We start from the raw sequence: 25807 nt of genomic DNA, 5'->3' as shown, positions 1-25807 counted from the left end.
CGGGACGGCGTCCCGGGGCCCGCGGGCAGGGCGGATACCGGCCCTACGACTGGTCGTGGCCTTCCTCGGCACCATCTTCCTCGCCGAGGTCCCACTCCAGCGCATCGGGGTCGTACTCGATCTCCTCGCTGCTCCAGGAGGCCTGGACCATCTCGATCCCCGGGACGTCGCGGATCAGGTCGAAGGGCTCGACGAGATAGGCCAGCGCCTCGGCGCTGTCCTCGCGCGCGGCCTCGCGCGCCTGCACCCGCTCCTCCTCGGGCATGAACTCGTCGCCGTCGATCCGGGCCTCGGCGGCCTCGGTCAGCTCGGCGGGACCGTCGATCTCCAGGACGACATCGACGCGAAGGCGGACATAGCGCGTGGTCTCAGAAGTACTCATGGGTCGGAGCGTAGGGGGCCGGGGGGCCTCGGGTTTCCCGCGACCCGCTGTGTTCCGTAGCATCGACGCACCGACCAATTCACGGTTTCCGCAAGGGGGATCGAAATTTCCGTGTCCGTCGCCCGACGCCCACTGCTGACCGCCATCGCCTCGGGGACGCTGCTGTGCGCCCTGTGGTTCGTGCCGTCCGCGAACGCCACCGACGAGCAGGGCGGGGCGCGGATCGGGGTGACCCAGGACGGTCCCGTCGCGGACGGCGGGGACCTCGCCGAGACCGGGGGCCGGGACAGCACGCCGTATCTGCTCGGCGGGACGGGGTTCCTGGGGGTCGGGGCCGGTTTCGTGGCTCTCGCGATGCGGCGCCGGGGCCGCGCCTCCTGACGCCGTGCGTACGCGCGAGGGGCCGCCCCCGGGATGCCGGGGGCGGCCCTTCCGTGTCCGTGCTCCTCGTCGTTACGCCAGCGGGCCGGTGACCGGCTCCACGGCGGCGACCAGCTTCCCTTCGCGCACGAAGGCGTCGGCGGCCGCCAGGTCGGGGGCGAGGAAGCGGTCCGGGCCGGGGCCCTCGACGCCGGCCGCGCGCAGGGCCTCGATGGCGGCCTGCGAGGCGGGCGCCGGGGTCAGGCCCTCGCGGAGCTCGATGCCCCGGGTGGCGGCGTACAGCTCGACCGCGAGGACCCGGTTGAGGTTGCCGATCGCGGTGCGCAGCTTGCGGGCGGCGGACCAGCCCATGGAGACGTGGTCCTCCTGCATCGCGGAGGACGGGATGGAGTCGGCGGAGGCCGGGACGGCGAGCCGCTTCATCTCGCTGACCAGGGCGGCCTGCGTGTACTGGGCGATCATCAGGCCCGAGTCGACGCCGGCGTCGTCCGCGAGGAAGGGCGGGAGGCCGTGCGAGCGGTTCTTGTCGAGGAGCCGGTCGGTGCGGCGCTCGGCGATGGAGCCGAGGTCGGCGGCGGCGATCGCGAGGAAGTCGAGGACGTACGCGACGGGGGCGCCGTGGAAGTTGCCGTTGGAGCGGACCTCGCCGCTGGGCAGGACGATCGGGTTGTCGACGGCGGCGGCGAGCTCGCGCTCGGCGACGAGCCGGGCGTGGGCCATGGTGTCGCGGCCCGCGCCGGCGACCTGCGGGGCGCAGCGCACCGAGTAGGCGTCCTGGACGCGGGGGGCCTCGCCCGCCTGGGCGTGGCCGGTGAGGCCGGAGCCCTTGAGCACGGCCAGCATGTTGGCGGCGGAGGCGGCCTGGCCGGGGTGCGGGCGGACGGTGTGCAGCTCGGGTTCGAGGACCTTCTCGGTGCCGAGGAGGGCTTCGAGGGAGAGCGCGGCGGTGATGTCGGCCGACTTGAAGAGCGTGTCGAGGTCGGCGAGGGCCATGACCAGCATGCCGAGCATGCCGTCGGTGCCGTTGAGGAGGGCGAGGCCCTCCTTCTCCTTGAGCTCGACGGGCGCGATGCCGGCGGCGGCGAGGAGCTCGCCGGCGGGCTTGACGACGCCGTCGGGGCCCTCGGCGTCGCCCTCGCCCATGAGCGCGAGGGCGCAGTGGGAGAGCGGGGCGAGGTCGCCGGAGCAGCCGAGGGAGCCGTACTCGTGGACGACGGGGGTGATGCCGGCGTTGAGGACGTCGGCCATCGTCTGGGCGACCTCGGGGCGGACGCCGGTGTAGCCGGAGGCCACGGTCTTCAGGCGGAGGAACATCAGGGCGCGGACGACCTCGCGCTCGACGCGCGGGCCCATGCCGGCGGCGTGCGAGCGGACGATGTTGCGCTGGAGCTGGGCGCGGAGCTCGTGGCTGATGTGCCGGGTGGCGAGCGCGCCGAATCCGGTGGAGACCCCGTAGACGGGCTCGGGCTTGGCGGCGAGCGCGTCGACGATGTCACGGGCGGCGGCCAGGGCGGCCACGGCCTCGGTCGACAGCTCGACGCGGGCGCCGTGGCGGGCGACGTCGATGACGTCCTGCGGGGTCGTGCCGGACGTGCCGAGGACGACTGTCTGCATATCCATATTCAGCACCCTACGGATTGAAGACCGACATGTCACTAGGTGATTTCGTCACCGTCCCTCCAGGGGGCGGCCCCTTACGCGGGTGGGTCCCCGTCGACGTGCGCCGGCAGCGGATCCGCCGGCGGCGGACCCGCCGTCGGCGCGTCGCGGAAGCGGCGGCGGTCGCGGGCTCCCGGGGGAGCGTCGGCCAGGCGGATGACCGTGCCGTCGCGGCCCGCGACGACGGGCTTCGACGAGCGGTCGGCCTTGGCCTGGTACTGGGCGGCGTCGGCGAGCCGGAAGAGGCGGCGGGCCGACCTGAGGGGGCCGATGGGGTCGCCGGTGGACGCGACCCCGCAGGCCACGCCCTCGCCGAGCTCCAGCTCCGCCGCCCGTACGCACAGCTCCCCGGCGACCGCGACGACCTCGTCCGCCGTCGGGCCGACGGTGAGCAGGCAGAACTCGTCGCCGCCCAGGCGGGCCGCGAGGGCGCCGGGGAGCATGGCGCCGCAGCGGGAGAGGACCGAGCCGAAGCGTTCGAGGAGGCGGTCGCCGACGGCGTGGCCATGGGTGTCGTTGACGCGCTTGAGGCCGTTCAGGTCGCAGACCATCAGGCTGACCACGGAGCCGTCGGCCCGGTAGCGCTCGATGGCCTCGTCCAGGCGGGTGTCGACGGCCCGCCGGTTGGCCAGGCCGGTCAGGGGGTCGGTGAAGGCCAGCTTGCGGACCTCCTCCAGACGCTCGGCCTGGGCGATGCCGGCGGCGACGACCGCCGCCAGGACGGTCGCGAAATCGGCGTCCGCGCGGGTGAAAGGTTTCTTCTCCGGTGGGCGGGCCACGTACAGCTCGCCCCACGCGCGCCCGTGCAGCACGATCGGAGCGACCACGCAGCAGCCGCGCCCCCGCCGCCGCAGGCCCGTCACCCGGCCCGTGGGGACGGGGTCGGCGGCCGTCTCCACCCAGGCGTCCGGCTCGCCGCCGCCCGCCCACTGCTCGTGCAGGAACTCGGTGATCTCGGGGAACTGGTGCACCGGATACGTCTCCGAGTCCGGGAACTCCTCCTCGCCCACGGCCCGGTCCCCGGCGTTCACCAGGACCTTCAGGCGGCCGTGGTCCCGCTCCCAGACGGACAGCGCGGCGAAGGTCCCGTCGAGGCCCTCGCAGGCCCCGAGCGCCGCCGCCCGCCAGAACTCGCGCGGAGTGTGCGCCGCCGCGATCCCCTGCGCCAGCGCCACCACGGCCCGCAGCCGCACATCCTCACCCATTCCTCCAGCTTAGGGAGGTTTGATCCGTTTTCCCCACCGAGACGTCACGTTAAGTCACATTTGATACAAAACGGTAAAACCTGACGGGCGGGAGTCCGGGGTCACTCCCCCGGCCAGTTCGGCTTCCGCTTCTCGTTGAAGGCCGCCACGCCCTCCGCCCGGTCGCCCGAGAAGGCCACCGAACGCCAGGCCGCGTCCTCGACCTCGAGGCCGGCCCGCAGGTCCAGGCCCTGGCCGAGGCGCATCGCCTTCTTCGCGGCGCGCAGGCCGACCGGCGAGTTCGCCGCGATCCGCCCGGCCAGCTCCAGGGCCGCCGTCCGCGCGTCCTCCTCCAGGAGGTCCACGAGGCCCAGCTCGCGGGCCTCGGCCGCCTCGACCCGGCGGGCCGTGAAGACCAGCTCGGCGGCGCGCGCCGCGCCCACCCGGCGCGGGAGCAGCTGCGTACCGCCGCCGCCGGGGATGACGCCCACGGAGACCTCGGGGAGGCCGACGACGGCGGTCGCGTCGGCCACGATGACGTCGCAGGCGAGCGCCAGCTCGAAGCCGCCGCCGAGGGCGAAGCCGTGCACGGCGGCGACGGTCGGCATCGGCAGCTCCAGGACGCCGGTGTAGCAGGCGCGGGCGGTCGGGCGCTGGCGGACGAGCTCGGCGTCGGTGAAGGAGTTGCGCTCCTTCAGGTCGGCGCCGACGCAGAAGGCGCGGTCGTTCGAGGAGGTCAGGACGGTGACGCGGACCTCGGGATCGGCGGCGAGGGCGTCGCAGGCGGCGCCGATGGAGCGGGCCATCTCGGAGGAGACCGCGTTCATGGCCTTGGGCCGGTCGAGGACCAGTTCCGCGACGTGACCGTCCTTCCGGACCACCACGAACTCACCAAAGCGCTGCTCGGACATGACCGCACACCCTCCCGGTTCAGGCCCGTCAACGGCTGTTAACGGGCGTTCACCGGGAGATCCTAAGTCGGGCGGCGGCTCAGGAGCCAGGGTTCGACGACGCCGACGCCCCGGACCGAGCGCTGGTACGTCGGCTGGAGCGCGAAGCGGTACGTGACCGGCCGCCGGCCCTCCTCCTCGGCGCGGGCCGCCTCCTCGGCCGCCGCCGTCTCCGAGACGGGCGCCTCGCCGGTGCGGGTCAGCTCCTCCGCGAGGGCGTCGTCGACGAGGACGGCGTCCTTCGGGGCTATCGAGGTGAGGCGGCTGGCCAGGTTCACGGTGGTGCCGAAGACGTCGCCCATCCGGGTCGTCACGGTGCCGAAGGCGATGCCGACGCGCAGCGCGGGCATCGTCTCGTCGTGGCCGAGGGTCTCGATCAGCCGCAGCGCGATCTCGGCGGCCGTGCCCGGGTCGTCGGCGCAGTACAGCACCTCGTCGCCGAGGGTCTTGATGAGCCGGCCGCCGTGCGCGGCGACGAGGTCGGCGCAGGTGGTCTCGAAGGCCTCGACGAGCTCGCCGAGCTCCTCCTCCTCCAGGCGGCGGGTCAGCCGGGTGAAGCCGACGAGGTCCGCGAAGCCGACGGCGAGCCGACGGTCGACCATCTCCTCGTCGTCGGCGGCCTGGACGACCCGGCCGGTGGCGGCGGCGAGCTGCCGGCGCCACACGTAGATCAGGAACTCCTCCAGCTCCGGCAGGAGCAGCTCGACCAGGGGGTACGTGACCTCGGTGCGGGTCATGCCGGGCTCGGGCGGCTCGGTCAGGCCCTCCAGGAAGGAGTCGATCTGCCACTCGGCGAGCCGGGCCGTGGTCTGCCCCGTGGAGCGGGCCACCTGCACGGCCATCGGCTCGCTGAGCAGCCCGGCCTCCACGAGGCCGGCGAGTCGCCGCAGGGCGAGGACGTCGGCCTCGGTGAGCGCCTTGGCCTGGCCGATGTCGGCGAAGCCCATGGCGCGCCAGAAGCGGGAGGCGAGCTCCATGGAGACGCCGGCGGTGCGGGCCGCCTGGAACGGGGTGTAACGGCGGTCGGCGCCCAGGATGAGCTGTTCCAGGCGGATCGCGAGGGGGTCGTGGGTCGGCTCCACCGTGTGGTCGACCTCGTGGTGGGGGGTGGGATACGTGGGCCGCTCGGCCGGTTCGGCCCTGCCGCCCGCGCTCGCGTCGTCGACGGTCACCGGCCGCCTCCTGCCCGTTCCCTGCCGCTGCCCACTTGCCCTGCCGATCTGTCGCCATGGATCGCGTCCACGATACGACAGGTGTGTGCTGGCTCACGCGCGAACGGCCGCCACCCGGGTCCCGGGGCGTGCGCCCTCCAGGCGAACGGCCTGGAGGGCGCACCCCGGTCAGGTCCGCAGGTGGACGATGTCGCCCGCACCCACCGCCTCCGTACCGCCGCCCTCCGTCTCGACGACCAGGCGGCCGTCCCCGTCCAGAGCGACGGCGTCGCCCTCCAGCATCCGCTCGCCGGGAAGTTCCGCGCGGACACGGCGGCCGAGAGTGGCGCAGCCGGCCGCGTAGGCCGCCTGGAGGCCGGAGGCGGCGGGATCGCCGTCGGCCCTCACCCACGTGCCGTACCACTCGTCGAGGGAGCGCAGGACGGCCCGCAGGAGGGTGTCCCGGTCGGTGGAGCCGGCACCGGCGAGAAGGAGCGATCCGGCGGTCGGCACGGGCAGCTCCTCCTCACGGAGGGTGACGTTGATCCCGAGGCCGACGACGATCGCGTCCGCCCCGGCCCGCTCGGCGAGGATGCCGCCGGTCTTGCGCTCCTCGCCCCCGACGGAAACCAACAGGTCGTTGGGCCACTTGAGCGACGTGTCGACGCGCGCGGCCTTCGCGAGACCGGTGGCGGCGGCCACCCCGGTGAGCAGCGGGAGCCAGCCCCACCGGTGCACGGGCACATGGGGCTTGAGCAGAACCGAGAGGAACAGCCCGGACCGGGCGGGCGCGGTCCACGTACGGTCGAGCCGGCCACGCCCCGAGGTCTGCTCCTCGGCCACGAGCACGGCCCCTTCGGGCAGTTCGTCGGCCCGCGCCGCGAGGTCGCTGTTGGTGGAGCCGGTGGCGGTGACCACGTCGAACGAGGTCCACAGTCCGTCGGGGAGAACGAGCGCCCGGCGCAGCGCGGGGGCGTTCAGCGGGGGCCGGTCGAGGTCGGACCAGGGTCCGCCGGAGCCTTGAGAGGACGTCATGCAAGCCACACTAGGTGTGGCAAAGACCGCAGTGCCGAACCGTATCGCCGTCGATACGCTACGGGGCAGTAGGCCAGCAGTAGCCCATTCGTAGTCAACGAACCCCCCGTGACCAGGCAGGGAGCCGCATCCCGATGTCCGAGCCGGCAGAGCAGTACGAGATCGACATTCACACGACCGCGGGCAAGATCGCGGACCTCAAGCGCCGTATCGACGAGGCCACGCATGCCGGCTCGGAGCGGGCCGTGGAGAAGCAGCACGCCAAGGGCAAGCTGACCGCGCGCGAGCGGATCGGCCTGCTTCTCGACGAAGGGTCGTTCGTCGAGCTGGACGAGCTGGCGCGCCACCGCTCGACCAACTTCGGCCTTGAGAAGAACCGGCCGTACGGGGACGGGGTCGTCACCGGGTACGGCACGGTGGACGGGCGTCCGGTCGCCGTGTTCTCGCAGGACTTCACGGTCTTCGGCGGGGCGCTCGGCGAGACGTACGGCCAGAAGATCATCAAGGTGATGGACTTCGCGCTGAAGACGGGCTGCCCCGTCATCGGCATCAACGACTCCGGCGGTGCCCGCATCCAGGAGGGCGTGAGCGCGCTCGGGATGTACGGCGAGATCTTCCGGCGGAACACGCACGCGTCGGGCGTGATCCCGCAGATCTCGCTGATCGTCGGTCCGTGTGCGGGCGGTGCGGTGTACTCCCCCGCGATCACCGACTTCACGGTGATGGTGGACCAGACCTCGCACATGTTCATCACGGGTCCGGACGTCATCAAGACCGTGACGGGCGAGGACGTGGGCTTCGAGGAGCTGGGCGGCGCCCGGACGCACAACTCGACCTCGGGTGTGGCGCACCACATGGCGGGGGACGAGAAGGACGCGATCGAGTACGTGAAGTCGCTGCTCTCGTACCTCCCTTCGAACAACCTGTCCGAGCCGCCGGCCTTCCCGGAGGTCGCGGAGACCGAGGTGACGGACGAGGACCGTGAGCTCGACACGCTGATCCCGGACTCGGCGAACCAGCCGTACGACATGCACAAGGTCATCGAGCACGTCCTGGACGACGGCGAGTTCCTGGAGACGCAGGCCCTGTTCGCGCCGAACATCCTGACCGGCTTCGGTCGCGTCGAGGGCTTCCCGGTGGGTGTCGTCGCGAACCAGCCGATGCAGTTCGCCGGCTGCCTCGACATCAACGCCTCCGAGAAGGCCGCGCGGTTCGTGCGGACCTGCGACGCCTTCAACATCCCCGTGCTGACCTTCGTGGACGTGCCGGGCTTCCTGCCGGGTGTGGACCAGGAGTACGGCGGCATCATCCGGCGCGGCGCGAAGCTGATCTACGCGTACGCGGAGGCGACGGTCCCGCTGATCACGGTCATCACGCGGAAGGCCTTCGGCGGCGCGTACGACGTCATGGGCTCCAAGCACCTGGGCGCCGACCTGAACCTGGCGTGGCCGACGGCGCAGATCGCGGTCATGGGCGCGCAGGGCGCGGTCAACATCCTGCACCGGCGGACGATCGCCGAGGCGGAGGACCAGGAGGCCGAGCGGGCGCGGCTGATGCAGGAGTACGAGGACGCCCTGCTCAACCCGTACATCGCGGCCGAGCGCGGCTACATCGACGGCGTGGTCCTGCCGTCGGACACGCGGCCGCAGATCGTGAAGGGCCTGCGTCAGCTGCGGACGAAGCGGGAATCCCTTCCTCCGAAGAAGCACGGCAACATCCCGCTGTAGGCCCCCGTACGAGCGCTGTAAGGAGCCGTTGTGATCAAGGTCGTACGAGGCAATCCGACGCCCGAGGAGCTGGCCGCCGCACTGGCGGTCGTTCAAGCCCGGGCCGCGGCCACGGCGGCGGCGTCCGCCGGGGCGGGCGGCCCGGCGGTGCCGGAGGGCTGGTCGGACCCCTCCCGTATCGCGCGGACGGTGCGGCACCGGCCGGGCCCGCGGGCCTGGGCGCGGTCGTACTGGCCCGTGTAGGCGTCGTAGTCGGCGCGGCGTGACGAGAAGGCCGGGCCCCTTGTGCGGGGGGTCCGGCCTTTCGCGCGCCCGCGTGCCGGTCACGTGCGGCGGAGGAAGACGCCCGACAGCACGGCTCCGGCGGCGACGATCGCGGCGTTGACGAGCACCGCGAGGCCGATGCCGTCGAGGAGCACGGGCGCGGTGACGACGACGGCGCTCATGACCGGGGTGCCCATGGTGATGCCGACCTGCTGGGTCATGGTCGCGAGCCCGGTGGCCATGCCCTGCTCGCCGTCGGGGAGGCCCGAGGTGGCGGTGACCATGAAGCCGACGATCGCGAGCATGTTGCCGACGCCGCCGGCGAAGGTCGCGGCGAGGAGGAGGGCGAGGCCGCCGCGGTCGTCGCCGAGTCCGTACAGGGCGAGGGTGGCGGCGGCCTGGAGGAGCCCGCCGGAGACGAGGGCGGCGCGGGCCCCGAAGCGGCCGATGAAGCGGGAGGCGGCCACGCCGCCGAGGATCGTGCCGGCGCCGAGGACTCCGAAGGAGAGTCCGGCGGCGAGCGGGGAGAAGCCCAGGACGTCCTGGAGGTACAGGGTCATCAGGAAGACCAGCGAGGTCTCGGTGACGAAGGCGACGAGCCCGGCGAGGTTGCCCCAGACGACGGTGCGGCGCCTCAGGACGTGGATCGGGACGAGGGGCGAGGCGGCCCGCCGTTCGACGAGGACGAAGGCGGTGAGGAGCGCGGCGCCGGCGGCGAGGGCGGTGAGCGCGGTGGGGTCGGGCCGGCCGTGCGCGCCGGTGACGGTCAGGCCGTAGACGAGGGCGAGGAGTCCGCCGGTGACGGTGACGGCGCCGGGGACGTCGAGGCGGGGGCGGACGGCCGGGCGGCTCTCCCGGAGGACGGCGGGGGCGACGAGGAGGACGGCGAGGACCACCGGCACGTTGACGAAGAAGGCCCAGCGCCAGGAGAGCAGGTCGGTGAGGACGCCGCCGAGGATCGCGCCGGTGGTGAAGCCCGCGGACATGAGGGCGCCGTTCAGTCCGAGCGCCTTGGCGCGCAGCGGGCCCTCGGGGAAGGAGGAGGTGAGCAGGGAGAGGCCGGCGGGGGTGACGGCGGCGGTGGCGAGGCCCTGGGCGACCCGGGCGGCCATGAGCGTCCCGGGGCCGGTGGCGAGCCCGCCCGCGAGGGAGGCGAGCCCGAGGACGGCCATGCCGCCGAGGAAGAGCCGGCGGCGGCCGATCAGGTCGGCGACACGCCCGAAGAGGAGGGTGAATCCAGCGGCGGCGAGGGCGAAGGCGGTGGCGATCCACTGGAGGCCGCCGAGGGTGAAGCCGAGTCCCCGGCCGATGACGGGCAGGGCGACGTTCAGGATCGAGAAGTCGACGGCCAGCATGAACTGGGCGAGGAGGAGGACGACGAGGACGAGCCGCATCCGGCCGGTCATCCGGTCGGGGCGGGTGGGCGAGGTGGTGGGGAGATCGAGGGCGACCATGCGCGAGACCCCTTAATGGGAATCCAGTTCCGTTAAGATGTCCCGTACCGTAGCAGAGTCGATGGCGTTAATGGAACAGGAGACCCGTTTGACTGAGAGCCGGCCGGCCACGCCCGGCACCACGCGTCCCGGCGGCCGCACCGCGAAGGTCCGCCGGGCGGTCCTCGACGCCACCCTGGACGCCCTCGCCGACACCGGTTTCCACACGCTGAACATGGACCGGATCGCCGCGGGCGCCGGCGTCGGCAAGACCACCGTGTACCGCCGCTGGGGCTCCCCCGTCGGCCTGGTCACCGACCTCCTGCACGACATGGCCGAGCAGTCGCTGCCCGCCTCCGACACCGGCAGCCTCCCGGGCGACCTGCGGGCCAACGCCGAACTCGTCCGGGCCACCCTCGTGGACCCCCGGATGGGCGCCGTCTTCCGCGCGGTCATCGCCGCGGCGGCCTGCGACGAGGAGTGCGCCCGCGCCCTCGCCGGCTTCTACCGGACCCGGCTCGCCGAATGGGCCCCCGTCGTCACCAGGGGCGCGGCGCGCGGCGAGATCCCGGCGGGGACCGACCCCCTCGAACTCCTCCGCGCCGTCTCCGCCCCGCTCTACTACCGCTTCGCGGTCACCCGCGAGGAGCTCGACGGAGCCGTCGCGGAACGGGCCGTGACGGCGGCGCTGGCGGCGGCGCGGGACGGGGTGTTCGTACGGGCGTGAGGCCCGCGCCCGTACGACGCGCTCCGCGAATAGTCCTTCGACACGGGGGCGCCTGAGTATCCGTACTCAGGCGCCGTTCGAGCCCCGCCCGGAGGATTTGGGCATGCTGTGGTCCGACCCGAAGAACCAGCCGCCGAAGTTCCTGCGGGACATGCAGGCGATGCTCCGCCGCACCGGTGTGCTCCTGGCGCTGGCGATGGTGGTGGCGATGTTCGTCGCCAGCGCGCGCTGACCACGCGCGCGCGTACGGGCGTCCGCACTGGCTACGCTGCCCCCATGACTGCTGATCCGCGCCGTGTCGTGCTCGCCTCCGCCTCCCCCGCCCGGCTCGGCCTGCTCCGGCAGGCCGGACTCGCTCCCGAGGTGATCGTGAGCGGCGTCGACGAGGACAAGGTCCACGCCCCGACCCCGGCCGAACTCGCGCTCGCCCTCGCGGAGGCGAAGGCCGCCCACGTGGCCGCCAAGCCGGAGGTGTCCGGCGCGCTCGTCATCGGCTGCGACTCGGTCCTGGAGCTGGACAAGCAGGCGCTCGGCAAGCCGGCCGACGCCGAGGAGGCCACCGCCCGCTGGAAGTCGATGCGGGGCCGGGTCGGCATCCTCCAGACCGGCCACTGCGTCTACGACACGACCGCCAAGCGCTTCGAGTCGGCGACGGCCTCCACCGTGGTCCGCTTCGGCGAGCCGACGGACGAGGAGATCGCCGCGTACGTGGCCAGCGGCGAACCGCTCCACGTGGCGGGCGCGTTCACCCTGGACGGCCGCTCCGCCCCGTTCATCGACGGCATCGACGGCGACCCGGGCAATGTGATCGGCCTGTCCCTGCCGCTGCTGCGCCGGCTCCTGCGCAAGCTGGACGTCGAGATCACCGACCTCTGGGCCTGAGCTCAGCCGGCGGCCGGCGCCTCCCCGGGGGCGTCGGCGACCGCCGCGCGCCCCTCCCCGTACGCCACCAGGGTGAGGACGATCAGTCCGAGCACGGCCACCAGGAAGGCGAAGGCGGTCCAGCCGATGAGGGCGGCGGCGACCGCCCCGAGGACGCCGTGGACGATCGCACAGCCGATGAGGAGCCCCCGGCCGAGAAGGCCCGGACGGCGGTCGCGGACGCCCGCGACGAGGGCGACGAGGCCACAGAGGACGAGGGCGACGCCGGAGCCGATGCCGAGTCCCCAGGTTCCGGCGACCATCGCGTCGGGGTCCATGCCGGCGAGGGACATCGACTGGGCCTCCTGGAAGCCCGCCATGACGGCGTTGATCGCGACGATGCCGGGCGCTTCGAGGAAGAGCACCGCGGCCGTCACGAGGGCTATCGGTCTGCGGGCCACCTCGGCCACCCCCTGGGTTCATCTGTTACCGGCAGTACGGTCGGCAGCGCGAAGGCTACTGGCCGGTAAACACCTGGACAAGACCGCGCGCACGGCGGGCGACGGCGCGCCGTCACTTGAGGACCGGTCGAGTCCCACCGCAAAGAATCATCGAGTCATTCGTAGGGATTGAACAAAGAAACCCGAATGGCCCCTGGTCGCAAGAACAGAGACCTGCGCCACACATCAGAGCTACTGTGCCGTCGAGGAACCCTGCGTACCGTGGTGCGATAAGGGAATTCACGACCCGAGCAGGCCCGGCGTCACACTCCGTGTGGGCAAGCTCACTAGTGGGGACGGGTCGAACGAACGTGTCGGCAGTCCCTAAACTCGGCTTGTTTCAAGGAGGGAGCCATCGTGCGCAAGGTGCTCATCGCCAACCGTGGCGAAATCGCTGTCCGTGTGGCCCGGGCGTGCCGGGACGCCGGCATCGACAGCGTGGCCGTGTACGCCGATCCGGATCGGGACGCCCTGCACGTCCGGGCGGCTGACGAGGCGTTCGCTCTGGGCGGTGACACTCCGGCGACCAGTTACCTGGACATGGCCAAGGTGCTCCAGGCCGCCAAGGACTCGGGCGCGGACGCGGTCCACCCGGGATACGGGTTCCTTTCCGAGAACGCGGAGTTCGCGCAGGCGGTCCTGGACGCGGGTCTGACGTGGATCGGTCCGCCGCCGCAGGCGATCCGGGACCTGGGTGACAAGGTCGCCGCCCGTCACATCGCGCAGCGCGCCGGCGCCCCGCTCGTCGCGGGCACGCCGGACCCGGTGTCGGGTGCCGACGAGGTCGTGGCGTTCGCGCAGGAGCACGGGCTGCCGATCGCGATCAAGGCCGCCTTCGGCGGTGGCGGTCGCGGTCTGAAGGTCGCCCGCACGCTCGAAGAGGTTCCGGAGCTGTACGACTCCGCCGTCCGTGAGGCCGTCGCGGCCTTCGGCCGGGGCGAGTGCTTCGTCGAGCGCTACCTCGACAAGCCGCGTCACGTCGAGACCCAGTGCCTCGCCGACACCCACGGCAACGTGGTCGTCGTCTCCACCCGTGACTGCTCGCTCCAGCGCCGCCACCAGAAGCTGGTCGAGGAGGCCCCGGCGCCGTTCCTGACGGAGGCGCAGAACGCGGAGCTGTACGCCGCGTCGAAGGCGATCCTGAAGGAGGCCGGCTACGTCGGCGCCGGCACGGTCGAGTTCCTCGTCGGTGTCGACGGCACGATCTCCTTCCTGGAGGTCAACACGCGTCTGCAGGTCGAGCACCCGGTGACCGAGGAGGTCACGGGCATCGACCTGGTCCGCGAGATGTTCCGCATCGCCGACGGCGAGGAGCTCGGCTACGGCGACCCGGAGATCCGCGGTCACTCCTTCGAGTTCCGCATCAACGGCGAGGACCCGGGCCGCAACTTCCTGCCGGCCCCCGGCACGGTCACCGTCTTCAGCCCGCCGACCGGCCCCGGTGTCCGCCTCGACGCGGGCGTCGAGTCCGGCTCCGTGATCGGCCCGGCCTGGGACTCGCTCCTGGCCAAGCTGGTCATCACCGGCGCCACCCGCGAGCAGGCGCTCCAGCGGGCGGCCCGCGCGCTGGCGGAGTTCAAGGTCGAGGGCATGGCGACGGCGATCCCGTTCCACCAGGCCGTCGTGGTCGACCCCGACTTCACCGCCGACCCCTTCCGGGTCCACACGCGCTGGATCGAGACGGAGTTCGTCAACGAGATCAAGCCGTTCGCCCCGGGCGGTGCCGAGGCGGACGAGGACGAGACGGGCCGCGAGACGATCGTCGTCGAGGTCGGCGGCAAGCGCCTCGAGGTCTCCCTGCCGTCCTCGCTGGGCATGACGCTGGCGCGCACGGGCCTGGCGGCCGGTGCGAAGCCGAAGCGCCGCGCGGCGAAGAAGTCCGGCCCGACCGCCTCGGGCGACACCCTCGCGTCCCCGATGCAGGGCACGATCGTGAAGGTCGCGGTCGAGGAGGGCCAGGAGGTCAAGGAGGGCGATCTGATCGTCGTCCTGGAGGCCATGAAGATGGAGCAGCCGCTCAACGCCCACCGCTCCGGCACCGTCAAGGGCCTGAGCGCGGAGGTCGGCGCCTCCGTGACGTCCGGCGCCGCGATCTGCGACATCAAGGACTGACGTCGTAGCCAGTAGGTGAGGAAGGGCCCGCAGGCAGTCGCCTGCGGGCCCTTCGCCGAGGGGAGGGGCCGTACTCATGCGCGCCGACGCACGCCGCAACCACGAGCGACTGCTCGTCGAGGCCCGCGCCGCCTTCGCGCGGCAGGGCGCGGACGCGCCCCTGGAGGAGGTCGCGCGCCGCGCGGGCGTCGGGATCGGCACCCTCTACCGCCACTTCCCCACCCGGGCCGATCTGCTGAACGCGGTCTTCCAGGAGGCGCTGGCCGAACTCCTCGACCGCTCGCGGCAGCTGTCCGAGGCGGACGCGCCCTGCACGGCGCTCGTGGAGTGGCTGCGGGCGCTGATCGCCCACGCGGGCGAGTACCGGGGACTCGCGCACGCGCTGATGTCCGCCTCGTACGACCGGAGTTCGGCCCTGGCACGGTGCAGCGACCCGCTGCGCGCTGCGGGCGAGCGGCTGCTCGGGCGGGCCCGGGAGGCGGGGCAGGTGCGCGCCGACGTGTCGATCGGCGACCTGATGCAGCTCACCAACGCGATCGCGCTGGCGGCGGAACAGTGCCCGGAGGACCCGGAGTTGGCCGACCGCCTGCTCGCGCTGACGCTGCGGGGCCTGAAGAACTGAGGGGCTTGAAGGACCGAGGGGTGCCGGGAGTCGGCGTGGGACCCCTGGGGGAGGGTCCCTCGGGTACCGCGGCTGACGTACTGACGTCCGACGCACCGACCGGCTGACGTACCGGCGTCCGACGTGCCGGTGCCTGACGCACCGACGTCTGACGTACGTACCGACGTCAGCGGCGGCGCATGTCCGCGACCCGGGCCGTGCGCTCCAGCGTCTCCGCGGCCATGCCGCCGCCCGGTCCCCGGAACTGACCGGCCGCCATCCGCCCGCGCTGGACGGGGAGCGGCATGTCACGGCGGGGCCGGGCGCCCGGGGGGAGCTGCTCGCCGCCGGAGGGGCCGGCCGCCGCGCCCGTACCGGCGACGGCGATCTGGACGCCCTGGTCGGCGAGGGCCTGGAGCTCGGTGGCGGCCCGCTCGTCGTGGGCCGGGGGCTCGTCGGTCACCAGGCGGGTGATGACGTCCGTCGGCACCGTCTGGAACATGGTGTCCGAGCCGAGCTTGGTGTGGTCGGCCAGGACCACGACCTCGGCCGCCGCCTGGACGAGCGCCCGGTCCACGCTCGCGGAGAGCATGTTGGACGTGGACAGGCCGCGCTCGGCGGTCAGGCCGCTCCCGGAGAGGAAGGCCCGGGAGACCCGGAGCCCCTGGAGCGACTGCTCGGCCCCGCTGCCCACGAGGGCGTAGTTGGAGCCGCGCAGGGTGCCGCCGGTCATGACGACCTCGACCCGGTTGGCGTGGGCGAGGGCCTGGGCGACGAGCAGGGAGTTGGTGACGACGGTCAGTCCGGGCACGCGGGCGAGCCGGCGGGCCAGCTCCTGCGTGGTCGTCCCGGCGCCGACGACGATGGCCTCGCCCTCTTCGACGAGGCCGGCGGCGACGTCGGCGATGGCCGTCTTCTCCGCTGTGGCGAGATGGGATTTCTGCGGGAAGCCGGATTCTCGCGTGAATCCGCCCGGCAACACCGCACCGCCGTGGCGGCGGTCGAGGAGTCCTTCTGCCTCAAGGGCCCGTACGTCTCTCCGTACGGTCACTTCCGAGGTCTGGACGACGCGGGCGAGCTCGCGGAGCGACACGGCCCCATTGGCTCGCACCATTTCGAGGATCAACTGACGACGTTCTGCAGCGAACACGAAACTGACAGTAACGTGACCGGCCGATAGTTTTCAGCACTATGCGCCGAATTGCAGAAGATGCGCACAGACGGGGCCTCCAAGTGGTATGGGAGGCCCCGTCGTTGATCGTTCCATGTCCCCCTTGCCGGGGGTTGTCCGAGTCGGCGAACCGTTCCCGCAGGCGGGAGGCGGGCCGGGCCGGGCCGGAGCGGGGTGTTACGCCTCGCCCGTCGCCTTTCGGGTGTGCAACTGCCGTGCCACTTCCGCGATCGAGCCCGACAGGGAGGGGTACACGGTGAAAGCATTTGCGATCTGTTCGACCGTCAGATTGTTGTCGACCGCGATCGAGATCGGATGGATCAGCTCGCTCGCCTTCGGCGCGACGACACAGCCGCCGACCACGATGCCGGTGCCCGGACGGCAGAAGATCTTCACGAAGCCGTCCCGGATGCCCTGCATCTTCGCGCGGGGGTTGCGCAGCAGCGGCAGCTTGACGACCTTGGCGTCGATCTTGCCCGCGTCCACGTCGGCCTGGGTGTAGCCGACGGTGGCGATCTCCGGGTCGGTGAAGACGTTCGAGGAGACCGTCTTGAGGTTGAGCGGGGCCACCGCGTCGCCGAGGAAGTGGTACATCGCGATCCGGCCCTGCATGGCGGCGACCGAGGCGAGCGCGAACACGCCCGTGACGTCACCGGCCGCGTAGACGCCCGGGGCGCTCGTACGGGAGACCTTGTCGGTCCAGATGTGACCGGAGTCCTTCAGCCTGACGCCGGCCTCCTCCAGGCCCATTCCGGCCGAGTTCGGGATGGCGCCGACCGCCATCAGGCAGTGGGTGCCGGAGATGACCCGGCCGTCGGCGAGGGTGACCTCGACGCGGTCGCCGACCCGCTTGGCGGACTCGGCGCGGGAGCGGGCCATGACGTTCATGCCGCGGCGCCGGAAGACGTCCTCCAGGACGGCGGCGGCGTCCGGGTCCTCGCCGGGGAGGACCCGGTCGCGGGAGGAGACGAGGGTGACCCGGGAGCCGAGCGCCTGGTAGGCGCCGGCGAACTCGGCGCCGGTGACGCCGGAGCCGACCACGATGAGCTCCTCGGGGAGCTCCTTGAGGTCGTAGACCTGGGTCCAGTTCAGGATGCGCTCGCCGTCCGGCTTGGCGTCGGGCACCTCGCGCGGGTGGGCGCCGGTCGCGATCAGCACCGCGTCGGCGGTCAGCGTCTCCTCGGTGCCGTCGGCGGCGGCGACGATCACCTGGCGGGAGCCGTCCACGGCCTGCCGGCCGGAGAGCCGGCCGCGGCCGCGCAGGACCCGGGCGCCGGCCCGGGTCACGGAGGCGGTGATGTCGTGGGACTGGGCGAGCGCGAGGCGCTTCACCCGTCGGTTCACCTTGCCGAGGTCCACGCCGACGACACGGGCGGCCTGCTCGAGGGGCGGGGTGTCGTCCGCGACGATGATGCCCAGCTCCTCGTAGGAGGAGTCGAAGGTGGTCATCACCTCGGCGGTGGCGATCAGGGTCTTCGAGGGGACGCAGTCGGTCAGGACGGACGCGCCGCCGAGGCCGTCGCAGTCCACGACGGTCACCTCCGCGCCGAGTTGGGCGCCCACCAGGGCCGCCTCGTATCCGCCGGGTCCGCCGCCGATGATCACGATCCGGGTCACTGGGATCTACGCCTCGCGCTCTCGTTCTGCCGGGGGGTCCCCCCGCTGGGCTGCAGTGCGTACGCCATTGTCCCGCACGCTTCAAGTGCGTAGCCCATTGTCCCGCACACCGGGCACTGCCTCGCGCCGGGGGCTCGGATGCCCCTCGTACGGCCCCCGTACGGCCCCCACCTCGGCGTTCACCGGGCACCCCGTCCCCTCCCGTACCCTCGGTCCCATGTCGCTCTACGCCGCTTTCGCCGGCAACCTCGACGCGCGGCTGATGAGCCGCCGCGCACCGCACTCCCCGCTGCGCGGCACCGGCTGGCTGAACGGCTGGCGGCTGACCTTCGGCGGCGAGCAGATGGGCTGGGAGGGAGCGCTGGCCACCCTCGTGGAGGCCCCCCGCTCCCAGGTCTTCGTGGCGCTGTACGACATCGCGCCGATGGACGAGGACTCCATGGACCGCTGGGAGGGCGTGGGCCTCGACATCTACCGGCGGATGCGGGTGCGGGTGCACACCCTGGACGGCGAGGAGCCGGCCTGGGTGTACGTCCTCAACGCGTACGAGGGCGGGCTGCCGTCCGCGCGGTACCTCGGCGAGATCGCCGACGCGGCCGAGTCGGCGGGCGCGCCGCACGACTACGTGATGGAGTTGCGCAAGCGCCCCTGCTGATCGGGGACCGGGCCGACCGGGCCTTGCTGATCAGCCCTGCCGATCCGGCCGGGACGATCCGGCCGGGACGATCCGGCCGGGGCGATCCGACCGGGTGGCCGGAATCGCCCGTTCGTCGGAAACGACAAGACAACGATCGCATGTCCGTCAGCATCGTCATCTACGCGCGTAGGAATTCTCCGGCTACGCTGCTGCGCGTAACAAATCCGTCCGGGGCTCCCCTCGGACCCCCCTCCCCGAGGCGAGAGAGTCAGTGAACGCAACTGCCACCCCGTACGAGGCCGCCGAGGCCGCTGCCGCACGCCTTCGCGAGCTGACCGGTGTCGAGAACCACGATGTCGCCCTGGTCATGGGCTCCGGCTGGGCCCCCGCCGTCGACGCCCTCGGCGCCCCCGAGGCCGAGTTCCCGGTGACCGAGCTCCCCGGCTTCCCGCCGCCGGCCGTCGAGGGCCACGGCGGCAAGGTCCGCTCGTACAAGATCGGCGAGAAGCGCGCCCTGGTCTTCCTCGGCCGCACCCACTTCTACGAGGGCCGGGGCGTCGCCTCCGTCGCCCACGGCGTCCGCACCGCCGTCGCCGCCGGCGTGAAGACCGTCATCCTCACCAACGGCTGCGGCGGCCTCCGCGAGGGCATGCGCCCCGGCCAGCCGGTCCTCATCAGCGACCACATCAACCTCACGGCCGCCTCCCCCATCGTCGGCGCCAACTTCGTCGACCTCACCGACCTGTACTCGCCGCGCCTGCGCGCGCTGTGCAAGGAGGTCGACGAGACGCTGGAGGAGGGCGTGTACGTCCAGTTCCCCGGCCCGCACTACGAGACCCCGGCCGAGATCAACATGGTCCGCGTCCTGGGCGGCGACCTCGTCGGCATGTCCACCGTCCTCGAGGCCATCGCGGCCCGCGAGGCCGGCGCCGAGGTCCTCGGCATCTCCCTCGTCACCAACCTGGCGGCGGGGCTCTCCGGCGAGCCGCTGAACCACGAGGAGGTGCTCCAGGCGGGGCGCGACTCGGCGGCGCGGATGGGCGAGCTGCTGACGCGGGTCCTGGACCGCATCTGAGTTCTTCCCGCGCCCCTCGCGCCGTGCGGCCCCCAGGGGACCGCACGGCCACGCGGCGGCCCCCCGCCCCTCCCCCTACGCCTGGCGGCGTGGGGGGACCCCCGCTTCCCGAACCGGGGGAGAGCCCCCAGGCCCCCGTACGCCCTTCGGGCGTGTGCTCAAACGCCGGACGGGCTGGATTTCAGCCCCGCCCGCGCGTGAGGCGCGGGGTCCGGGGCGGAGCCCCGGTTACGGGAAGGGGCGGGGTGGGGAAAGGCTCCGCGCAGCGGTCCACCCACCCGCACTCTCCCGACCATCCCGCCCGCAACCGCCCCGCACCCCCGAAAGGCACACCGTGACGCAGGACGACCTCCTCACCCGGGCCCAGGCCTGGCTCGCCGAGGATCCCGACAGTGAGACCCGCGAGGAGCTCGCGCGGCTGATCGAGGCCGGCGCGACCGACGAGCTCGCGGCCCGTTTCAGCGGCACGCTGCAGTTCGGCACCGCCGGCCTCCGCGGTGAGATCGGCGCCGGGCCCATGCGGATGAACCGCTCGGTCGTGATCCGGGCCGCCGCCGGCCTGGCCGCGTACCTCAAGGCCAAGGGCCAGGAGGGCGGCCTCGTCGTCATCGGCTACGACGCCCGCTACAAGTCGGCGGACTTCGCCCGCGACACCGCCGCCGTGATGACCGGAGCCGGGCTGCGCGCGGCCGTGCTCCCGCGCCCGCTGCCGACGCCCGTCCTCGCGTACGCCATAAGGCACCTGGGCGCCGTCGCCGGTGTCGAGGTGACCGCGAGCCACAACCCGCCGCGCGACAACGGCTACAAGGTCTACCTGGGCGACGGCTCGCAGATCGTGCCGCCGGCCGACGCGGAGATCGCCGCCGAGATCGCGGCCGTGCGGTCGCTGCACGACGTGCCGCGACCCGAGAGCGGCTGGGAGACGCTCGGGGACGAGGTCCTGGAGGCGTACCTGGAGCGTACGGACGCCGTCCTGACCCCCGGCTCCCCCCGCACCGCGCGGACCGTCTACACGGCCATGCACGGCGTCGGCAAGGAGGTCCTGACGGCCGCGTTCGGCCGGGCCGGCTTCCCGCCGCCCGCGCTCGTCGCCGAGCAGGCCGACCCGGACCCGGCCTTCCCGACGGTCGCCTTCCCGAACCCGGAGGAGCCGGGCGCCATGGACCTGGCCTTCGAGGCCGCCCGGGCCGTGGACCCCGACATCGTCATCGCGAACGACCCGGACGCCGACCGCTGCGCCGTGGCCGTGCCGGACGCGCACGTCGAGGGCGGCTGGCGGATGCTCCGCGGCGACGAGGTCGGCGCGCTGCTCGCCGCGCACCTGGTGCACAAGGGCGCCACCGGCGTGTTCGCCGAGTCGATCGTGTCGTCCTCGCTGCTCGGGCGGATCGCCGAGGCGGCCGGGGTCGGGTACGAGGAGACGCTGACCGGCTTCAAGTGGATCGCCCGCGTCGACGGCCTGCGGTACGGCTACGAGGAGGCGCTCGGCTACTGCGTCGACCCCGAGGGCGTCCGCGACAAGGACGGCATCACGGCGGCGCTGCTCGTCACCGAGCTGGCCTCGGTGCTCAAGGAGCAGGGCCGGACGCTCACCGACCTCCTCGACGACCTGGCGGTGGCGCACGGGCTGCACGCCACGGACCAGCTGTCGGTGCGGGTCGAGGACCTGTCGATCATCGCGAACGCGATGGCCACGCTGCGCGAGCGGCCCCCGGTCCGGCTCGCGGGTCTGACGGTCGTCTCGGCCGAGGACCTGACGAAGGGCACGGAGTCGCTGCCGCCGACGGACGGGCTGCGCTACCACCTGGAGGGCGCCTACAGGGCCCGGGTGATCGTCCGCCCCTCCGGCACGGAGCCCAAGCTCAAGTGCTACCTGGAGGTCGTCGTCCCGGTCGGCGACGGCAGCGAGCTGGCGACGGCCCGCGCGACGGGCGCCGAGGTCCTCGCCGCGATCAAGCGGGACCTGTCCGAGGCCGCCGGGCTGTAGGACACCGGCGCGAGGGCCGGTACGGATTCCCTTCCGTACCGGCCCTCGGCCGTACGGGTGAACCCCCCGCGACACGTGACGCAAAGCGTGGACCGTGAGCCGGGGACGCGCGCCAGGGTGACCCGGTGTCCGTCACCCCCGTGCCGTACGTCCCCGCCCCCCGTACCTCCGCCCCCGGGGCCACGGGGCGCGGCGCGCTGCGGCACGCGGCCCCGGCGCTGCTCGGTTTCCTGGCGGTACGGCTCCTGGGGCTGGCGGTGCTCGCCCGCTGGGCGCATCTGCGGGGGCACGGGCTGTGGCCGCTGCTCGCCCGCACGTGGGACTCGCTCTGGTACCTGGACATCGCCGGGCACGGATACACGGCCCAGCCGGGCTACCCCCGGAACCTCGCCTTCTTCCCGCTCTTCCCCGGGCTCGTCCGGGCGCTGTCGGCGGTCCTGCCCGGCTCGCGCGCCTCGGTCGCGCTCGGGCTCGCCGTGGTGGGCTCGCTGGCCGCCGCCTGGGGGGTGTTCGCGGTCGGCGACCGGCTGCACGGGCGCCGGACCGGCACGGTCCTCGCCGTCCTGTGGGGCGCCTCGCCGGTGGCCGCCGTGCAGTGGATGGGGTACACGGAGTCGCTGTTCACGGCGCTGGCCGCCTGGGCCCTGTACGCGGTGCTCGCCGGGCGCTGGGCGTGGGCGGCGGGGCTCGCGGCGGCCGCCGGGCTGACCCGGCCGACCGGGCTCGCGGTCGCGGCGGCGGTCTGCGCGGCGGGGCTGCTCGCCGCCGCCCGGGGCGAGCGGCGGGCCCTGGCCGCCGCCCTGACGGCGCCGCTGGGCTGGCTCGGGTACGTGGGGTGGGTGGCGCTCGTACGGGGGCGCTGGGACGGCTACTTCGAGGTGCAGCGGCGCTGGGGGAACGCCTGGGACGGGGGCGCGGAGACCCTGCGGGAGCTGCGGCGGTACCTGGTCCACAGCCCGGCGCCGTCGTTCTTCCTGGCCGTCGTCTCGGTGGTGCTGCTGCTGTCCGCCGGGCTGTACGTGTGCGCCGTCGCGGACCGGCAGCCGGTGCCGCTGCTCGTGTTCACGGGGGTGCTGCTGCTCGTCGTCCTCGGCAGCGACGGCGTCTGGTTCCCCCGCGCCCGCTTCCTGCTGCCGGGCTTCCCGCTGCTGCTGCCGCTCGCCGTGGGGATCGCCCGCGCCCGCCGGCACGTCGCCGCCCTCGTCCTCGCGGGGGCGGCGCTGTCCTCGGCGTGGCTGGGCGGCCACATGCTGCTCGTGTGGGGCGGCGCCCCGTGAACGGGCTCAGCCGAAGCGGCCGTTGACGTAGTCGGCCGTGCGCGGGTCGCTCGGGGAGCCGAACACCGTCTCCGTCGGGCCGTGTTCGACGATCACCCCGGGGGTGCCCTGCTCGGCGAGGAAGAACGCGCAGGAGTCGGAGACGCGGGCCGCCTGCTGCATGTTGTGGGTGACGATCACGACGGTGACCTCGGCCTTCAGTTCGGCGATGGTCTCCTCGACGCGCCGGGTGGAGGTCGGGTCGAGCGCCGAGCAGGGCTCGTCCATGAGCAGGACGCGGGGGCGGACGGCGAGCGAGCGGGCGATGCAGAGCCGCTGCTGCTGGCCGCCGGAGAGCGCCCCGCCGGGCTGCCGCAGCCGGTCCTTGACCTCGCGCCAGAGCCCGGCCCTGGTGAGGCACTCCTCGACGAGGTCGTCCTTCGCGGCCCTGTCCGCCCGGATGCCGCCGAGCTTCAGGCCGGCGAGGACGTTCTCGTACAGGGACATCGCGGGGAACGGGTTCGGCTTCTGGAAGACCATGCCGATCTCGCGGCGGGCGTGGGTGATGCGGCGGCCCCGGTCGTAGATGTCGGCGCCGTCGAGGAGGACCCGGCCGGCGAGGGAGGCGGTGCCGGTGAGTTCGTGCATCCGGTTGAGGATGCGCAGGAAGGTCGACTTGCCGCAGCCGGAGGGGCCGATGAGGGCGGTGACCTCGCGGGCGGGCATGGCGAGCGAGACCCGGTCGAGGACCTTGCGGTCGCCGAACCAGGCGGAGACGGCCTCGGCCTCGAGCGCGGCGGCCCGGGACGGGACCGGGGTGCCCGCCGGTACGGGCGGCAGGGTGACGGTGTCGGCGAGATCGGTCACGGGGTGACTCCCTTGCGGTCGGCGGGGGTTCGGGAGCTCGCGGGGCGGGACTCCCTTGCGGTCGGAGGAGGTCGGAGAGCTCGCGGGGCGGGACTCCCCCACGGTCAGAGGAGGTTGGGGAGGAGCCGGGTCAGCTGGCCCGAGACGACGACGCCGAGGGCGACGAGGACCGGGACGGCCGTGACCCAGGTCTGCCGGGAGCCCCAGCGGCGGCGGGCGGCGACGGTGAGCAGGGCGGCGGCGAGCAGGCCCTGGACGCCGAGGAAGATCCCGGGCCAGACGTCGGTCTCCCCGGCGAGCGGCTCCTCGGCGGCGGTGATCCAGCCGGCCTTCAGCGGCCGGGGCGGGCTGGGCTGCGCGGCGGAGAGCAGCTTCGCGTCGACCCGGACGACGCCCTCGGGGGTGTACGCGCCGCCGCTCGCGGTCAGCAGGGTGAGCCGGCCCTCCCCCGGGCCGAGGCGGGCGGGCAGCGGGTCGCCGGGGCGGCGGACGGCCGTCACCTCGTACACGGCCTTCCCCTGGCCGGTCGTCACCTCGACGCGGGCGCCGGGCGGGAGCCGGTGCACATCGAGGAAGGGGCTGCCGTAGCCCCACTGGCGTCCCATGATCACGCTGACTCCGGGCTGGCCGGGCAGCGCCGTGTCCCGGCGGTGGCCGGGGCCGGACATGAGGACCTCGGAGGTGGTGCCCTCGGCGACGACCTCGCGCAGACCGAGCGCGGGGACGCGCAGGAGGGCGACGGGGGCGCCGGGGGCGACCGGCTTGCCGTCGTAGGTGGACTGGCCCACGGGCGCGGTGCCGAGGGCCAGTTGCTCGCGCAGCTCGTCGTAGGCGGTGGACTGGTCGCGGGCGTGCTGGAGGTGGCCGACGACCGTCAGGTTGGCCGCGAAGCCGATGAGCAGGGCGGCGAGGACGCACAGGGCCGCCCCGGCCAGGGCGAGCCCGGCACGGGGGGCGGCGGGGGGCGGCGCGGTCGTCATGGACGCCGGGCCTTGCGACGGCGGGTCTGGATCACGGCGGCCGCGCCGAGGAGGCAGAGGGCGAGCGAGCCGAGCGCGGCGGAGGCGGCGGTGGTGCCGGTGGCGGCGAGGCTGCCGGAGCCGCCGTTCGTGGTGGTGCCGGTGGAGCCTCCGCCCGTACCGCCCGTACCGCCCGTGTCTCCGCCACCGCCGGAGCCGCTGGAGCCGGAGGAGTCGGAGCCGCCGCCGGTCGTGCCCGTGGTGTCGGTGGAGGCGGTCGGGGTCGTGGTGGGCGAGGCCGTTTCGCCGGGCTCGTCGGTCGGGTCGTCCGTGGGCGCGTCGGTGGGGTCGTCCGTCGGGCTCCCCGTGGGCGTCGGGGTGTCGGTGCCGGTCGGGGTCGGCGTCGTGGAGCCCGTCGGGGTGGGCGTGACGGCCGGGCCCGCGTAGAAGCTGGTGAGCTGGGACGAGGCGGTGTACGCGGCCGGGTCGGCGGGCGTGTACTGCGCCAGGACGGGGAACTCGGCGTTGACCGTGTCGCGCATGGTGGCGCCGATGTCCGCCTTGCCGTTCACCAGGTCCTTCGTGCCGAGCTCGACGACCTCGTCCTCGACGAGCGTGAGGAAGGTGATCGTGCCGGCGGCGGTGGCCGGCTGGACCTCGGCGGTGATCGTGAAGGGGCGGCCGACGGGCGGGTCGGCGCTGTCGGCGGTGACGCTCAGGTTGGTCGCCTGCTGGTCGATGGCGGCCCAGTTCTCGCCGGTGACCTCGATCATCCGGGAGAAGTACTCGGCGCGCGCCTCGCCGTCCGCCGTCTCGCAGGAGAGCCGCAGCTCGTAGCGGCCGTCGAGGGGCCCGGAGGGCACGATCTCGCGCAGCCGGTCCTGGAGCGTGGCGTAGCCGGCGCCGGTGCCGCCGAGCGGGCCGGACATGGGGGTGGTGCCGAGCGGGCCGCCGGGGACGACCTCGGCGACGGGCGCGGTGAGGGTCGGGTCGCCGGGGTTGACGAGGACGAGGACGCCCTTGACGTACGGCTTGTCCGGGGCGGCGGGCGCCGGGCAGGCGGCGGCCGCGGTGACGGCCGTCGGTCCGGCGGAGACCGGGCCCGAGGCGGGGGTGAGGGTGAAGGTGCCGTGCCGGGTGGCGGCGCCGGCGGGCGTGGACACGGCGAGGACGATCGCCAGGGTGCCGCAGAGGAGGGCGAGTGCCGTGAGCAGTGCCACGGGTGATCTGAGCTGTGCGACCGGGTTCATGGGGCGGGGTTCCTCCGGGGC

25 protein-coding genes are annotated in these 25807 nt (G+C 73.5%); 12 read left to right on the top strand and 13 right to left on the bottom strand.

Annotated features, from left to right (window positions below):
- Nucleotides 1-43 precede the first annotated feature (43 nt).
- Complete coding sequence (locus tag ACFYUS_RS01590) at nucleotides 44-382, bottom strand: hypothetical protein (protein ID WP_388844428.1); 339 nt, start codon at nucleotides 380-382, stop codon at nucleotides 44-46.
- Nucleotides 383-493: 111 nt separating this feature from the next.
- On the opposite strand from ACFYUS_RS01590, the gene ACFYUS_RS01585 reads away from it, so the two are divergent.
- A complete protein-coding gene (locus tag ACFYUS_RS01585) occupies nucleotides 494-763 on the top strand; it encodes an LAETG motif-containing sortase-dependent surface protein (RefSeq protein ID WP_388844426.1) in 270 nt (89 codons plus the stop codon).
- A gap of 72 nt (nucleotides 764-835) precedes the next feature.
- On the opposite strand, the gene hutH is transcribed toward ACFYUS_RS01585, so the two are convergent.
- The 5 genes from hutH to ACFYUS_RS01560 form a co-directional block, all read right to left on the bottom strand.
- Entirely contained in the window at nucleotides 836-2377 is a 1542-nt protein-coding gene (gene hutH, locus ACFYUS_RS01580) for a histidine ammonia-lyase (RefSeq protein WP_388845953.1), read from the bottom strand.
- Between the two features lie 80 nt (nucleotides 2378-2457).
- A complete protein-coding gene (locus ACFYUS_RS01575; protein WP_388844424.1) occupies nucleotides 2458-3627 on the bottom strand; it encodes a diguanylate cyclase domain-containing protein in 1170 nt (389 codons plus the stop codon).
- Between the two features lie 101 nt (nucleotides 3628-3728).
- Nucleotides 3729-4517 carry an enoyl-CoA hydratase/isomerase family protein gene (locus tag ACFYUS_RS01570; protein ID WP_041130938.1) on the bottom strand — a complete coding sequence of 263 codons (789 nt, stop codon included), beginning with the start codon at nucleotides 4515-4517 and terminating at the stop codon, nucleotides 3729-3731.
- A gap of 62 nt (nucleotides 4518-4579) precedes the next feature.
- Complete coding sequence (locus ACFYUS_RS01565; protein ID WP_388844422.1) at nucleotides 4580-5728, bottom strand: adenylate/guanylate cyclase domain-containing protein; 1149 nt, start codon at nucleotides 5726-5728, stop codon at nucleotides 4580-4582.
- A 168-nt stretch (nucleotides 5729-5896) separates the two neighbouring features.
- On the bottom strand, nucleotides 5897-6742 hold the full coding sequence (locus ACFYUS_RS01560) for a biotin--[acetyl-CoA-carboxylase] ligase (RefSeq protein ID WP_388844420.1): 846 nt from the start codon (nucleotides 6740-6742) through the stop codon (nucleotides 5897-5899).
- Between the two features lie 134 nt (nucleotides 6743-6876).
- Here ACFYUS_RS01560 and ACFYUS_RS01555 point away from each other — a divergent pair, with 134 nt between their 5' ends.
- Complete coding sequence (locus ACFYUS_RS01555) at nucleotides 6877-8469, top strand: acyl-CoA carboxylase subunit beta (protein WP_388844418.1); 1593 nt, start codon at nucleotides 6877-6879, stop codon at nucleotides 8467-8469.
- A 30-nt stretch (nucleotides 8470-8499) separates the two neighbouring features.
- Entirely contained in the window at nucleotides 8500-8712 is a 213-nt protein-coding gene (locus ACFYUS_RS01550) for an acyl-CoA carboxylase epsilon subunit (protein ID WP_388844416.1), read from the top strand.
- 80 nt (nucleotides 8713-8792) lie between these two features.
- On the opposite strand, the gene ACFYUS_RS01545 is transcribed toward ACFYUS_RS01550, so the two are convergent.
- Nucleotides 8793-10187: an MFS transporter gene (locus ACFYUS_RS01545; RefSeq protein WP_388844414.1), complete on the bottom strand. Its 1395-nt coding sequence runs from the start codon at nucleotides 10185-10187 to the stop codon at nucleotides 8793-8795.
- A 37-nt stretch (nucleotides 10188-10224) separates the two neighbouring features.
- On the opposite strand from ACFYUS_RS01545, the gene ACFYUS_RS01540 reads away from it, so the two are divergent.
- The 3 genes from ACFYUS_RS01540 to ACFYUS_RS01530 all read left to right on the top strand — a co-directional run bounded on the left by ACFYUS_RS01540 (nucleotide 10225) and on the right by ACFYUS_RS01530 (nucleotide 11775).
- Complete coding sequence (locus ACFYUS_RS01540) at nucleotides 10225-10893, top strand: TetR/AcrR family transcriptional regulator (RefSeq protein ID WP_388844412.1); 669 nt, start codon at nucleotides 10225-10227, stop codon at nucleotides 10891-10893.
- Between the two features lie 103 nt (nucleotides 10894-10996).
- Entirely contained in the window at nucleotides 10997-11125 is a 129-nt protein-coding gene (gene mmpB, locus ACFYUS_RS01535) for a morphogenic membrane protein MmpB (protein ID WP_093874383.1), read from the top strand.
- Between the two features lie 44 nt (nucleotides 11126-11169).
- Nucleotides 11170-11775 (top strand): nucleoside triphosphate pyrophosphatase, encoded by a 606-nt coding sequence (locus tag ACFYUS_RS01530; RefSeq protein ID WP_388844410.1) that lies wholly within the window; start codon nucleotides 11170-11172, stop codon nucleotides 11773-11775.
- A 2-nt stretch (nucleotides 11776-11777) separates the two neighbouring features.
- On the opposite strand, the gene ACFYUS_RS01525 is transcribed toward ACFYUS_RS01530, so the two are convergent.
- Nucleotides 11778-12215, bottom strand: a complete 438-nt coding sequence (locus ACFYUS_RS01525) for a hypothetical protein (protein WP_388844408.1) — start codon at nucleotides 12213-12215, stop codon at nucleotides 11778-11780.
- A gap of 396 nt (nucleotides 12216-12611) precedes the next feature.
- Between ACFYUS_RS01525 and ACFYUS_RS01520 the strand changes: the two genes are divergently transcribed.
- Together ACFYUS_RS01520 and ACFYUS_RS01515 are read left to right on the top strand one after the other, a co-directional pair.
- Nucleotides 12612-14366 carry an acetyl/propionyl/methylcrotonyl-CoA carboxylase subunit alpha gene (locus ACFYUS_RS01520; RefSeq protein ID WP_388844406.1) on the top strand — a complete coding sequence of 585 codons (1755 nt, stop codon included), beginning with the start codon at nucleotides 12612-12614 and terminating at the stop codon, nucleotides 14364-14366.
- Between the two features lie 76 nt (nucleotides 14367-14442).
- The gene (locus ACFYUS_RS01515) at nucleotides 14443-14988 is read left to right on the top strand and encodes a TetR/AcrR family transcriptional regulator (RefSeq protein WP_388844404.1); all 546 of its coding nucleotides are present in this window, start codon (nucleotides 14443-14445) and stop codon (nucleotides 14986-14988) included.
- Nucleotides 14989-15154: 166 nt separating this feature from the next.
- Here ACFYUS_RS01515 and ACFYUS_RS01510 read toward each other — a convergent pair whose 3' ends face one another.
- Nucleotides 15155-16081 carry a DeoR/GlpR family DNA-binding transcription regulator gene (locus tag ACFYUS_RS01510; RefSeq protein ID WP_388844403.1) on the bottom strand — a complete coding sequence of 309 codons (927 nt, stop codon included), beginning with the start codon at nucleotides 16079-16081 and terminating at the stop codon, nucleotides 15155-15157.
- A 234-nt stretch (nucleotides 16082-16315) separates the two neighbouring features.
- Entirely contained in the window at nucleotides 16316-17755 is a 1440-nt protein-coding gene (locus ACFYUS_RS01505) for an NAD(P)H-quinone dehydrogenase (protein WP_388844402.1), read from the bottom strand.
- 217 nt (nucleotides 17756-17972) lie between these two features.
- Between ACFYUS_RS01505 and ACFYUS_RS01500 the strand changes: the two genes are divergently transcribed.
- From ACFYUS_RS01500 to ACFYUS_RS01485, 4 genes are all read left to right on the top strand, one after another.
- A complete protein-coding gene (locus ACFYUS_RS01500) occupies nucleotides 17973-18410 on the top strand; it encodes a gamma-glutamylcyclotransferase (RefSeq protein WP_388844400.1) in 438 nt (145 codons plus the stop codon).
- Nucleotides 18411-18663: 253 nt separating this feature from the next.
- Entirely contained in the window at nucleotides 18664-19467 is an 804-nt protein-coding gene (locus ACFYUS_RS01495; RefSeq protein WP_388844398.1) for a purine-nucleoside phosphorylase, read from the top strand.
- Nucleotides 19468-19801: 334 nt separating this feature from the next.
- Nucleotides 19802-21454, top strand: a complete 1653-nt coding sequence (locus ACFYUS_RS01490; protein ID WP_388844396.1) for a phospho-sugar mutase — start codon at nucleotides 19802-19804, stop codon at nucleotides 21452-21454.
- A gap of 125 nt (nucleotides 21455-21579) precedes the next feature.
- Entirely contained in the window at nucleotides 21580-22731 is a 1152-nt protein-coding gene (locus ACFYUS_RS01485; RefSeq protein WP_388844395.1) for a mannosyltransferase family protein, read from the top strand.
- A gap of 6 nt (nucleotides 22732-22737) precedes the next feature.
- Here ACFYUS_RS01485 and ACFYUS_RS01480 read toward each other — a convergent pair whose 3' ends face one another.
- From ACFYUS_RS01480 to ACFYUS_RS01470, 3 genes are all read right to left on the bottom strand, one after another.
- Nucleotides 22738-23550 carry a phosphate ABC transporter ATP-binding protein gene (locus tag ACFYUS_RS01480; RefSeq protein WP_388845950.1) on the bottom strand — a complete coding sequence of 271 codons (813 nt, stop codon included), beginning with the start codon at nucleotides 23548-23550 and terminating at the stop codon, nucleotides 22738-22740.
- Between the two features lie 131 nt (nucleotides 23551-23681).
- Complete coding sequence (locus ACFYUS_RS01475; RefSeq protein ID WP_388844393.1) at nucleotides 23682-24557, bottom strand: sortase; 876 nt, start codon at nucleotides 24555-24557, stop codon at nucleotides 23682-23684.
- The gene (locus ACFYUS_RS01470) at nucleotides 24554-25786 is read right to left on the bottom strand and encodes a hypothetical protein (protein WP_388844391.1); all 1233 of its coding nucleotides are present in this window, start codon (nucleotides 25784-25786) and stop codon (nucleotides 24554-24556) included. Before ACFYUS_RS01470 ends, ACFYUS_RS01475 begins: the two co-directional genes overlap by 4 nt.
- Between the last annotated feature and the right edge of the window lie 21 nt (nucleotides 25787-25807).

The sequence above is a fragment of the Streptomyces sp. NPDC004284 genome (assembly GCF_042874035.1).
Classification (GTDB): Bacteria; Actinomycetota; Actinomycetes; order Streptomycetales; family Streptomycetaceae; genus Streptomyces.
Note: the sequence above shows the minus strand (reverse complement) of the source record. Positions and strands in the feature narration are given on the sequence as shown.